A 12,513-nucleotide genomic window follows, 5' to 3' on the forward strand; every position below is an offset into this window, starting at 1 on the left:
GTGTGATATAATGTATAAATAAATTAAAAAACACTATGAGGTGATGCAATGAAAATGGATTGGAAGAAGGATAATCTTGTACATATAGCAAATTCGCTACGTGCCTATTATCATTTGCCGCTGTTTCATAAAAGCGATGAGCAATTAGATCAATGGTTACAGGAGAGAAAACCCGAACAAATCATTGTATTATTGATCGATGGCTTAGGAAAGTATCAGATAGAGCAACTTGCTAAAGCAAAAGGTTTTCTTAAACAACATTGTAAACGATATGTAGAAACTGTGTTTCCACCGACAACTGCGGCAGCGACAACTTCTTTTTTAAGTGGAAAATACCCATGTGAACATGGATGGCTTGGCTGGCAACAGTATTTTGAAGAAATCGATGAGCATTTGGTCATGTTTTTGAATCGTTCTTATTATCAGAAAAAGCCTTATTGGCAGCCTCATTATACATATGAGCATGTAGCAGTGAATTCGCTTGTGCAAGACTGCTTAGCAAATGGGATTTGGGCAACAGAAATCTATCCGGCTTTTCGCAAAGGAGGAGTACACAGTTTCAAGGAGATGTGTCAGCGTATCGTCAAAGAGAGTCAATCACAGCGTGCTTCGTGTGTCTATGCGTATTGGGATGAATTTGACGATTGCATGCATCACTATGGGGTACATGCAGCCGAAAGCAAAGCGATGCTAAAAAACTATGATGAGCTCATGGCACACTATTTCCCATCATTATCCGCTAAAAGTGCTCTTTTGATTATCGCTGATCATGGACAGATAGACGTTACATGTCGTTGTATGGTTCAAGACGAACAATTGATGAGATGTTTACGACGATTACCGTCATTAGAAGGAAGAGCTCTCAGCTTTTCTATTCAAGATGGCAAGCATCAGATGTTTAAAGAACACTTTCAGGAAAAGTATGGAAATAGCTTTATATTACTTAGCAAAGCAGAAGTGCTACAGGAGCATATCTTTGGCGAAGGAAACAACCATCCGCTCTTTACGTCTTTTATAGGTGATTATCTTGCTATCGCAATCGGTGATGAACAATTGATTTATGATGATAGCTATGCGGTAAAGGGAAGTCATGCTGGTTATACAAAAGAGGAAAGAATGATTCCGATTATTTGTTTTCAAAAGGAAGATGAAGCAAAGAAATAGCATAGAAAAACAGCTGCATTAGGACACGACGTCTTTAGGCAGCTGTTTGTAATTTATAGTTGTAAAACGATACCAGCTAAGGCACATCCGCAAAGCAAGGCAATGGGATGAAGCTTAGGGAATTTACGGGACAAGCACAATACCACGATGAACATGATAAGTGGTACATATTGAATTGCGTCTAGGAACGTTTGAAAATGAAATTCCTCATTTTTAAACATGGTTGTCATAAAAATTCCTAAGCCGGCAGATGCAATCATGGCAGTGACTGCCGGTCGTAAACCATAAAATGCATGTTGAATGATAGCACTATCTTTAAATTTCTTTAAAAAGTGTGCAATGATACAAATAATGATAATACTAGGTGCTACTAAAGCAAGCGTAGTTAAAATACCACCAAGTATGCTGTCAGTTACATGATATCCAACATAGGTTGCCATATTGACGCCCATTGCACCAGGTGTTGCTTCAGATACAGCAATCATATTTGCAAGCATTTCGCTGGTAAACCAATGATATTTGCCTATGAGTTCAAATAGAAAAGGAACCGTTGCCAGGCCTCCGCCTACAGCGAATAGACCGGTTTTGAAAAACTCAATCAATAATGCAAGATAAACACTCATGAGGATTTTACCTCCTTTTTGGCTTTATATAGCTGAATGCCAATACCAAGACAAGCTGCTGTAATGATGATTACAATAGTTGGTATCAACTGCAAAAACGCTAGTAATAAAGCCAGACAAAAAATCAAAGTACCTGTGAAATCTTTAACTCCGGACTTAAACAATTTGATAACGGCATTCAAAACCAATACACAAACAGCAACACGAATACCTCCAAGTGCATGCTGTACAATTGCTAAATCGGAAAAGTTCTGCAACAGCGAAGCAATTAATAAGATGATTACAATCGAAGGGAATATCACACCCAAAGTTGCAAAGATACCGCCGATAATGCCTTTTTTGTAATAGCCGATAAAGGTAGCGGTATTTACGGCAATGATACCGGGTGTACATTGTCCTACGGCATAATAATCCATAATCTCTTCTTCTGTTGCCCAATGCTTTTTTTCAACAACTTCACGTTGAATAAGCGGTAGCATTGCATAGCCACCTCCAAACGTAAAGGCCCCAATTTTAGCAAAGGAGTAAAACAACTCCCAATATTCTTTCATATCGTTCACCTCAAATTCATACGAATTTCATTATACGAAATCAAAACTCATTTGACAACTCATTCTGCATAAGAAAATACGAAATTGAAATAAAATACGAAAGGTTAACGCAAGGAGCAGAAATCATGAATGAAAAACGTAAAAATCACTACGACACGTTGAAAAAAACTGCTATAATGATGAAGAAGAAAAGGGGTTGAAGTTTTATGTTTGATGTACATCATCAGGTGTATGCATCCAATCGCTATCCGGTAATAGCGAGGAATGGGATGGTTTGTACAGGTCACAATTTAGCAAGTGCTGCTGGCTTAGAAATGTTGCGTAAAGGCGGGAATGCAATAGATGCAGCTATTGCGACAGCGGCTGCATTAACAGTCGTAGAACCAACAGCGAATGGATTAGGCTCAGATGCCTTTGCTATCGTATGGTTTAAAAATAAAATGTATGGTTTAAATTCTTCCGGCCGCTCACCACAAGGAATCACCATTGAAAAAGTGAAAGATCTGCATGGAAATATTTCACGCATGCCTACGGATGGATGGACACCAGTAACCGTACCTGGGGCAGTCAAAGCCTGGACAGAATTGCATGAGCGTTTTGGCGTTTTACCATTTAAAGAAGTATTAGAACCAGCTATTCGTTATGCAAGAGATGGGTTCCCCTTAACGCCAGAAATTTCTCGCATGTGGAAACAGGCATGTGAACGATTCAAAAGTCATAGAAATGAAGATGCTTTTCAAGAATGGTTTGCCACTTTTCATAAAGAAGGAGTATCACTAGAGCCTGGATCCATCATGGTGTTAAAACATCATGCGAGAAGTCTGCAAATGATTGCCGATTCAAAAGGGAAAGCCTTCTATGAAGGAGAATTAGCAAAAGCGATCGATGCTGACAGCAAAAAACATCATGGTTTTTTACGATATGAAGATTTAGCAGCACATGAGGTTCTTTGGCAAGAACCGTTGCATGTACATTATCATGATCATGATATATGGGAATTACCACCAAACGGTCAAGGTATCGTAGCCTTACATGCACTGAATACGTTAAAAGAATTTCATTTTGAAAAACGCGATGAGAAAATGTTTCATCATCAATTTGAAGCAATGAAAATGGCATTTGCCGATGGCATGGCGACGATCAGTGATCCTGGGGCTGCACATCCCGATGTCTTAAGAATGATTGATGCATCATTTGGTAAGATGAGGGCAAGTCAGATACAGGAGCAGGCGTTAATGCCGCAAGTAGCTATGCCTTATAAAAGTGGTACTGTCTATTTATGTACGGCTGATTGTGAGGGGAATATGGTGTCTTTCATCCAATCCAATTACATGGGCTTTGGCAGTGGAATCGTTGTCAAAGATACTGGTATCGCTTTACAAAATCGTGGCGCTGATTTTTCTTTATGTGAAACCGATGTCAATGTATTGCGGCCACAAAAACGAAGTTATCATACGATTATTCCCGGCTTTATTACACGAAATGGAAAAGCCTTAGGTCCATTTGGCGTTATGGGGGGCTATATGCAGCCGCAAGGACATGTACAAGTGGCAATGAATCTGATTGATTTTCATTTAAATCCACAAATGGCATTGGATGCGCCTCGTTGGCAATGGATCAAGGATAAAACTTTCCGGGTTGAAAAAAGCTTTGATGCTACGATCATTGACGCTCTGCGCAAACGTGGACACCAAATTTGTGTGGAAGAAGAGGTGTCAAGTTTTGGACGTGGACAAATGATTATGCGCATGGAGAATGGTGTGTATGTCGGTGGCTGTGAATCACGTACTGATAGCAATATTGCCTGCTATTAAAAAAGTATCGTACGATACTTTTTTATTTTAGATGCTGATAGAAGAAAATAGCCAGTTGTGTGCGATCACGCAATCCTAATTTATCTAAAAGGTTACTTAAATAATTACGCACCGTACCTTCACTAAGAAACAAGGTCTCAGCAATTTCTTTATTATTCAATCCATTAGCTACTAAAGAAATAAACTGTTGCTCACGATCATTTAGATCATATTGCTCTTTTGCTGTATCTCTATTATTTAGTAAATCAGGTAATTTTTCAATAATTTCAGTATTAAAGACGTTTTGGTTAGCATAAACGGCTTCTAAAGCAGATACGATGCTATCAAAATTTTGTTTCAGAATATAGCCTTTCACACCTAGCTTTAAAGCTTTTACGATATATTCATCATCACTAAAGGTCGTCAGAAATAAAATACGCGCTTGTGGGAATTCTTTTAAAATAGCTTCACTAGCTTCTACGCCATTCATCTTTTCCATTCGGATATCCATTAACAATACATCGCTTTGATATTGTCGGTATAACGCTATTGCTTCCTCACCGCTATTCCCAATAGCATCTACTTGTATGTTTTTAGCTTCTAAAATAGTTTTTAATGAACTGCATACCAGTGCATCATCATCAACAATTAATATTCTCATGCGCTATTTCCTCCTTTGGCAAAGTAATAAAAAGACAAAATCCTTGTTCTGTTTGAATGTTTAAAAAGCCATGCATGGTTTCCACGCGTTCGCGGATGTTTTTTAAACCAATCCCCGTATCTTGTTTTTTGATAGAAGTCCCATTGTCGGTTAAGATAAGCTGATAAAACGTAGGTTGTTCTCGAAGAGTAACGGTAAAGACAGTTGCGTTGGAATGTTTCATGGTATTGTTCATACATTCTTTTACGATAGCTAAGATATGATAAATCATTTCTTGTGACATGGAATGTGTTACATCATATACGAAATTTCCCTTACAAAAGGTGAAATTTTGTATCAGTGTTTGTAGTGCCGCTTGAAGATCCAATGCATCATCATGGAGATTATGAACGCTGCTTCGTATACTGTCCATGCTGGTAGAAATGGTTGAGCGAAGATTTGTTAATGGTTCTTGTAACTCTTCTTGCGTAAAGATGGCTTGGATAGCGCCAATTTGTAACAAGGCACTGCTGAGAAGATGCCCCACATTGTCATGTATTTCACGAGCAATGCGATTGCGCTCATTTAAGGTGGCAATGCGTACTTCTTGTTCTTGTTGAATTAACAAATTTTTGTTTTTCTCACTTAAGATCATCGCTAGTTCACGTGATGTATCACGCTGTTTTTTATAATCCTGTTCCAATTGCTGCTGCGAAAGTGTTTGTTGTTTTAATAACAAAGAAAACAGCATGGCTAATAACCATAATAAATCAAATCCAAGATAATGAAAATTCAAATGAAAGATCATGGGTAACAAATAGAGCAATACGCATGGAATGTTTAATTCTTTTTGTTTCCATAGCGGAGCATTATAAAATAAAAGTGGGAGCGTATAAAAAAAAGCCCTATTCCATACAGTTAAAATCAAATAGCATAAACGTAATAAAGATGTCCATCTTTTATCTGAATATAAATAAGAGGTTGCCGCTAAAATGATAGCACAAAGAAGTGCTGTGGTTGTAGAAACATCAATCTCTTCAAATATGAGAAATAAAACAGATATAAAGAGTAGCAATAGATCGTTTAATAAGATATTCATGATGATCCTCCGATATACTATGATTTTAGCATGCTTTTTTATTAGTTACAAATGAAAATATGACATCTGTCATATGCGGTTGTGAAGATATACACTGTTTTTGCGCATGAAACTTTCGTATACTGTAGCTATGCAAAGGGAGGAATCACATATGATCATAGAAGTAAGAAACCTAGTAAAACGTTATAAGGATGTTATTGCGTTAGATCATTTTAATATGCAAGTAGAAGAAGGTGAAATTTTAGGGTTATTAGGCCCAAATGGCAGTGGTAAGACAACAGCTATTAACTGCATGCTATCTTTGTTGAGTTTTGATAAAGGTGAGATTAAAATATTTGATAAAGAAATGACACCAGATGCTTATGATAGTAAAAAAGATATTGGTATCATTCCGCAAAATGTAGCAGTTTTTCATGAATTAAATGTCCAGGATAATGTTGATTATTTCTGTGGACTATATATACGTGATAAAGCAAAACGCAAAAAATTAGTTGATGAAGCGATTGCTTTTGTGGCGTTAGATGAATATCGTAAGTTTAAACCAGGAAAATTAAGTGGAGGATTATTACGACGTTTGAATATTGCTTGTGGTATTGCACATAAGCCAAAGCTGATCTTTATGGATGAGCCGACCGTAGCCGTAGATCCTCAAAGTCGTAATGCTATCTTAGAAGGAATACGCCGCTTAAACAACGAAGGAGCGACAATCGTTTATACTTCTCATTATATGGAAGAGGTAGAAGAACTATGTAATCGTATCATCATTATGGATAAAGGCAAAATGATTGCCAGTGGCAGTAAGGAAGAATTAAAGGCGAATATCATGTTGAAAGAAAAAGTAGAAGTGGAACAGGTGACCATATCGCTAAGACAGATAGAAGAGATAAAGGGTATAGCAAATGTATACGATGTTTCTTATCATTCGCATACACTGCAGGTGAAATTTATGGAGGGTAAGCGGAATATGCTGAATCTGATGGATTATTTTGCTCAAGAGGATATCAGCTATGGAAAAGTTTATTCGCAAACACCAACGCTAAATGATGTTTTCCTGGAAATCACAGGCAAACAGTTGCGTGATTAGGAGGGAAGCTTATGTTGCATATCTTAAAATACCGGGCAAAGTGTATGTTCATGAATCGGCCTTTGATGTTTTGGACATTGCTTTTTCCACTTATCTTGACAACGCTATTTGGAGCGGTGTTGCGTCATGCATATGACCTAACAACATTTGAAACAATTTCCATTGCGATGATTGATAATACTGCTTATCAAAAGAATACCACCTTGCAAAAGACACTCAAATCCTTGCGAATGGAAGATACGCCAATGTTTAAGGTGCAGGAAGTCTCAACAAAAAAAGGAAAACAATTACTGCAAAAGGGCGATGTAGACGCGATGATCACGATTGGTGATGAAACAACCATCTTAGTTAAAGAAACCGGAATCAAACAGACGATGACACAAAATTTCTTTGATGAATATACCCAAAATGAGCATATGGCCATGCAGCTGTTAGCAGCCGGCAGTACCCCAGAACAACTTATGCAGACGTTTACCAATACGCATGATTTTATCAAAACAAACAATGAGGAAAATACGAATCTATCCTGTATCTTCTTTTATACTTTATTAGCGATGAATGCATTATTTGGAGGCTATTGGGCAATTAATTCCATGTATTCCTTGCAGGCAAATCAAAGCACTACGGCTGCTCGTATAGCAATTGCACCAACACATAAAGGATTAAATTTGTTTATTGATCTCTTTTTAAACATTGTCTTTCAAATGACCATTCTAAGCATCGTTTTCTTCTATATGTATACGATCTTACAAGTGGATTTTGGTAACCAATTAGGTTTTGTTGTCTTGGCCATCTTTATGGGTGTTCTTGCCGGCAATGGTTTAGGACTGTTAATTGGAATTTTATTACCTCAAAAAGATATAGGAACCAAAACCGGTGTTTTGACCTCTATTACTATGTTGGGAAGTTTTCTGGCAGGTATGATGATGGTTCAGATGAAATATCTGGTTCAGGTACATGCTCCTATCTTGGCATATATTAATCCTGTTAACATGGTTACGGATGCCTTATATTCGTTATATTATTATGGAGTAGGTGAACGCTATTATCTGAATCTGTTTTCTTTATTGATATTCTCTCTGTTATGTTATCTCATCTGTTATCGTTCTTTGCGTAAAACACGCTATCAGAGTTTGGGGGTGCAGTAAATGAATATCGTGAAATTATACTTCAAAATCGTTTATGATAAAAAAACAAGCATTTTGACGTATCTGGTTATCTTTACGGTTGTTTTTGGTTTGTTTACAGCCTATATGCAAACGAATAATAGTATGCCAGACGCTTATGAGAGTGTGAAAACGAACATTGCCTTCATTGATCATGATCAATCTGCTGAAAGTGCCCTACTAAAGGAGTATCTGCATGAGAAGACAGAAATAAAGCAGGTAGGCAGCAGCACTTCTGAAATACAAGATGCTTTGTTTTATGATGAGGTAGATACGGTTGTGCAGGTGCCCAAGGGATTTGGTCATGCTTTTCGCAAAGGGAAAGAAAATTTACTAGATGTTGCACAACGGCCTGACAGTGCGCAGGGAATGATGTTAAAACAACAGATGAATGCTTATTTGCAACGGGTGTACACATATCAAGCACAGTTTCCGAATGAAACCTTAACACAAATAAAACAGCGGGCAGATGCAGATTTAAAAGTCAAAAGTAAAATGCAACTATCAAGTGGTGAACGCATAAATATGAAAGTGGTCACAAGAGGCATGTACTTTAATTATATGTCTTATGTGCTATTGGCTATCATATTAATGGTTGTTGGTTTAACCATGCATAGTGTATATCGTTCAGAAATCTTGAAACGAAACAGTGTATCACCTACTTCCAGTTTGCATATGAATTCCTTTTTAGTGTTATCGAATATTTTGTTTGGTATTATAATATGGCTTATCATGATCGTTGTTATCTTTATCTTTAATGGAGATGTCATGATGAATACTAGTGGTATGTTATTGTTACTGAACTCATTACTATTTGCTATTATGACGGTAACATTAGCATTTATGTTTTCAGCGCTTACGTGTACCGTGCGCTATGTAGAAGATGTGATGAATGGCATTAGCAATGTTGTATCGTTAGGGTTCAGTTTCCTAGGAGGAGCTTTTGTGCCCCAGCATTTGATTCCTAGTGGCATTCTCACGTTTGCGAAGCTATTACCTTCGTATTGGTATGTGAACTTAAATGATGCTTTGACTTCGCAAATGCAGGTGGATACAGGGACTTGGACGAAAGTGTGGCAGACATATGGTGTCTTATCATTATTTGCTGTTACTTTCTTCCTTATTGGTCTTGTCATCATGCGTAAACATCGATCACAAGATGAGTTTGTTGATAATAATAAAGCATAAATGAGAAAACAGCCGTTGTAACAAGACACGGCTGTTTTCCATTCCTCGTAAATCATATTATTTTAGAATCTAGACAAAGAAGAGCGATGAGAAGTGTTTGAAATCAAGAGTGAAAACAAGAAACCTTTCAGTTTATTTACCTATATTGATGATGCGTTGTTTTAATTTAAAGTAATGGGAGAAGCGAAAGAAGAAATCCATAACAAATGGGATTGCGGCAATACCGCCGATTGTACAAAGGAATGGCAGATAGTCTAAGCGAACCAAGGAGAATAGGCTAGGGAAGAAGACAATGCCAAGGATAAAGAAGATGGACATTGAGGTAAAGATGATAAAACGTTTTCGTGTAAATGGAATACAGACACGATATAATACAATAATGCCATTTGCTCCCGTTAACAACACACACATCGTTGACATCTCATCTGGTGTAAGCGGCATGAGTAAAGATAGGATATTAACATAAATGATACTTAAGACAACACATAAAGCTCCTGGCAATGCGCGTCCTAAGACATTTAATAAAAAGTTGCCTTTCACTTTGGCATGATTGGCTTCTAAAGCTAAGAAGAAAGAAGGGATCCCAATCGTCAAAGAAGAAATTAAGGTCAGTTGAATCGGTTCAAATGGATAACGTTGGATAAAGAACAGTGTCAGAATACTGAGGATGGTTGAAAAGGTCGTTTTTACTAGAAATAAGGATGCTGCACGTTGTATATTGTTAATGACACGTCTTCCTTCATCAACGATCACGGGCATATTAGCAAAATTATTATCAAGCAGAACAAGGTTGGCTATGTTTTTTGCTGCCTCACTACCTTGTGCTACGGAAATGCTACAGTCAGCTTCTTTTAACGCCATAACATCATTCACACCATCACCAATCATGGCAGTAACATGTCCTTGCTCTTTTAAAGCTTTGATCATCAGCTTTTTCTGCATCGGACTAACGCGTCCAAAAACCGTGTATGTTTTTACCGCATCAAATATCTCCTCATCCGACAAGGTAGATACATCAATATATTTATCATAGTTTTTTAAATGTGCCTTATGAGCAATTTCGTGAACAGTGCGCGGATCATCACCGCTGATAATCTTTACATCAACACCTTGTGAAAGAAAATAATCCAAAGTTTTTGGTGCTTCTTCACGAATCGGATCACTCAAGATAAGCAGTGCTATAATCGTATTATTTTTATCAATACATTCCTCTTCAATGGCAACATCACTATGTGCCAACACTAAGACACGATTACCCAAACTTGCCTGTTCGGCTATTTCTTTTTGTAATGCAGCGTTTTGGTTTCCATTGACAAATTCATAGGCACCTAACACATATGTGCCATTTTCTTTAAATGTGACAGCACTGAGCTTGCGTGCACTGGAAAAAGATAATTTTTCAATACATGTAAAGGTGTTACTTTTTCCTTTGATATATTTGCGAATTGCCATAGCAGTTGAATTGTCATCGTCTAAAACTTCCATCATATTTGCTAAAATATCTTCCGCAGTATAGGGATGCTTCGCATAGGGAATGATGGATTCTACGCGCATGTTACCCTCTGTAATGGTGCCAGTTTTGTCTAAACATAAGGTATCAACGCGAGCCAGTGTTTCTATGCAATACAATTCTTGTACTAAGGTCTTACGTTTTGCTAGATTAATAGAGCCAACAGCTAGCGCAACACTTGTCAAAAGTACTAAACCTTCTGGAATCATTCCTAATAATGCTGCCACAGTAGAAACAACGGCATCTGCAAACGGAGTTTTTGTGATAAACAATTGTTTGCTAAACAATAATATACCGATGGGGATAATGGCGATACCAATCGTTTTGATGATAAAGTTAATTGAATCACGAAGCTGCGATTTATGCTTTTTAAATGTCTTAGCATCTGCCATGATGGTTTGCGCATAATTGTCTTTGCCTACATGGTGTATTTGCACCTTTGCATTTCCACTAACGACAAAGCTTCCTGAATATAAGGAATCTCCAACATTCTTAAGGATAATATCTGATTCTCCGGTCACTAAGGATTCATTTACCTCTAATTTGCCTTCACGAATGATAGCATCCGCACACACTTGTGATCCAGTATGTAAATAGGTAATATCATCAAGCACTAGATCGTCCATATGCAATTCCTTCAATTCACCATTACGTAAAACACGAATATACGGTTGTGTGATTAAAGAAAGTTTATCCAAAACACGCTTGGCACGAATTTCTTGTAGAATCCCAATGACTAAATTAGAGAGAACTACACCGAGAAATAACAAATTTTTATAAGAACCGATGAAAATGATCATTCCGGCAAGTATCGCATTGATGAGATTGAAGAGGGTAAACAGGTTATCCTTAAAGATTTCCTGATAACTTTTAGTGATACGATCATTTTGTACATTTACATACCCTGCTGCAACACGTTTAGCAACTTGCTCATGAGAAAGACCATGTTGTAAATCGACGGTTTCTTCTGCATGCTTTACTTCTGTCATGCAATCACCTCGCTTATCATTATTATAACAAACTTCTTTTTAAAATACTCTTACGCTTTCGTAATTTTACCCGATCTTTTCATTAAGAAATCTAAAGAATAGCAAAATAAGACCATTCATATCAGTTTGTACATGCTTTTAAGACTTGTTGGGAAGGGGAAAAGCATGCTATACTAATCAAGCAAAAGATGTTATAGAAAGTAATGAATAATGGAGGAATGGTATGAGTATTGTGAATGTATCCCATGTATCTCATAGCTTTGGCGGGCGACAAATTTTAGAGGATGTATCATTTCGTTTGTTGAATGGAGAACATGTTGGATTAATTGGGGCAAATGGCGAAGGAAAATCAACCTTTTTGAATATCTTAACAGGCAAGCTAGTTCCTGAAGAGGGAACAGTAGAATGGTGCAATCGTATTACCGTAGGCTATTTGGATCAACATACGGTTTTAACAAAAGGGAAGAGCATACAGAATGTTTTACAGGATGCCTTTGCACATTTGTTTGATTTAGAGCAGGAAATGATGAACCTGTATGAAAAAATGAGCGATTGCAGCGATACAGAAATGGAAGCATATATGCAAGAAGTCGGTGAACTACAGGATATTTTAGAACATAGCGGTTTTTATATGATAGATACGAAGATTAATGATGTAGGACGGATTTTGCGGACATTCAAAATAAAAAAGAATGTGGAGGTAACA

General features: G+C 37.3%; 11 protein-coding genes. 6 read left to right on the forward strand and 5 right to left on the reverse strand.

The window, feature by feature from the left end; translation table 11 throughout:
* The first annotated feature begins 48 nt into the window (after positions 1–48).
* Positions 49–1,164 carry an alkaline phosphatase family protein gene (locus AC1VS3_RS11335; RefSeq protein WP_008688317.1) on the forward strand — a complete coding sequence of 372 codons (1,116 nt, stop codon included), beginning with the start codon at positions 49–51 and terminating at the stop codon, positions 1,162–1,164.
* A gap of 53 nt (positions 1,165–1,217) precedes the next feature.
* Here the strand turns inward: AC1VS3_RS11335 and AC1VS3_RS11340 are convergent, their stop codons facing one another.
* Positions 1,218–1,787, reverse strand: coding sequence for a chromate transporter (locus tag AC1VS3_RS11340; protein WP_008688319.1), 570 nt, complete (start codon positions 1,785–1,787; stop codon positions 1,218–1,220).
* The gene (locus AC1VS3_RS11345) at positions 1,784–2,338 is read right to left on the reverse strand and encodes a chromate transporter (RefSeq protein ID WP_008688321.1); all 555 of its coding nucleotides are present in this window, start codon (positions 2,336–2,338) and stop codon (positions 1,784–1,786) included. The genes AC1VS3_RS11340 and AC1VS3_RS11345 overlap by 4 nt, the downstream gene beginning before the upstream one ends.
* Positions 2,339–2,544: 206 nt before the next feature.
* Here AC1VS3_RS11345 and AC1VS3_RS11350 point away from each other — a divergent pair, with 206 nt between their 5' ends.
* A complete protein-coding gene (locus tag AC1VS3_RS11350) occupies positions 2,545–4,152 on the forward strand; it encodes a gamma-glutamyltransferase family protein (protein ID WP_008688324.1) in 1,608 nt (535 codons plus the stop codon).
* Between the two features lie 22 nt (positions 4,153–4,174).
* Here AC1VS3_RS11350 and AC1VS3_RS11355 read toward each other — a convergent pair whose 3' ends face one another.
* Positions 4,175–4,792 carry a response regulator transcription factor gene (locus AC1VS3_RS11355; RefSeq protein ID WP_008688326.1) on the reverse strand — a complete coding sequence of 206 codons (618 nt, stop codon included), beginning with the start codon at positions 4,790–4,792 and terminating at the stop codon, positions 4,175–4,177.
* Positions 4,773–5,870 carry a sensor histidine kinase gene (locus AC1VS3_RS11360; protein ID WP_008688328.1) on the reverse strand — a complete coding sequence of 366 codons (1,098 nt, stop codon included), beginning with the start codon at positions 5,868–5,870 and terminating at the stop codon, positions 4,773–4,775. The genes AC1VS3_RS11355 and AC1VS3_RS11360 overlap by 20 nt, the downstream gene beginning before the upstream one ends.
* A gap of 151 nt (positions 5,871–6,021) precedes the next feature.
* On the opposite strand from AC1VS3_RS11360, the gene AC1VS3_RS11365 reads away from it, so the two are divergent.
* The 3 genes from AC1VS3_RS11365 to AC1VS3_RS11375 are packed head-to-tail and all read left to right on the forward strand — an operon-like array spanning position 6,022 to position 9,308.
* Positions 6,022–6,954: an ABC transporter ATP-binding protein gene (locus AC1VS3_RS11365; protein ID WP_008688329.1), complete on the forward strand. Its 933-nt coding sequence runs from the start codon at positions 6,022–6,024 to the stop codon at positions 6,952–6,954.
* An 11-nt stretch (positions 6,955–6,965) separates the two neighbouring features.
* Complete coding sequence (locus AC1VS3_RS11370; RefSeq protein ID WP_008688332.1) at positions 6,966–8,102, forward strand: ABC transporter permease; 1,137 nt, start codon at positions 6,966–6,968, stop codon at positions 8,100–8,102.
* The gene (locus AC1VS3_RS11375; protein WP_008688335.1) at positions 8,103–9,308 is read left to right on the forward strand and encodes an ABC transporter permease; all 1,206 of its coding nucleotides are present in this window, start codon (positions 8,103–8,105) and stop codon (positions 9,306–9,308) included. It begins immediately after the preceding gene.
* Between the two features lie 132 nt (positions 9,309–9,440).
* On the opposite strand, the gene AC1VS3_RS11380 is transcribed toward AC1VS3_RS11375, so the two are convergent.
* On the reverse strand, positions 9,441–11,807 hold the full coding sequence (locus tag AC1VS3_RS11380; protein ID WP_008688337.1) for an HAD-IC family P-type ATPase: 2,367 nt from the start codon (positions 11,805–11,807) through the stop codon (positions 9,441–9,443).
* A 223-nt stretch (positions 11,808–12,030) separates the two neighbouring features.
* Between AC1VS3_RS11380 and AC1VS3_RS11385 the strand changes: the two genes are divergently transcribed.
* On the forward strand, positions 12,031–12,513 hold a 483-nt coding region (locus AC1VS3_RS11385), incomplete at its 3' end, for an ATP-binding cassette domain-containing protein (RefSeq protein WP_481275654.1).

The sequence above is a fragment of the Longicatena sp. genome (assembly GCF_982403165.1).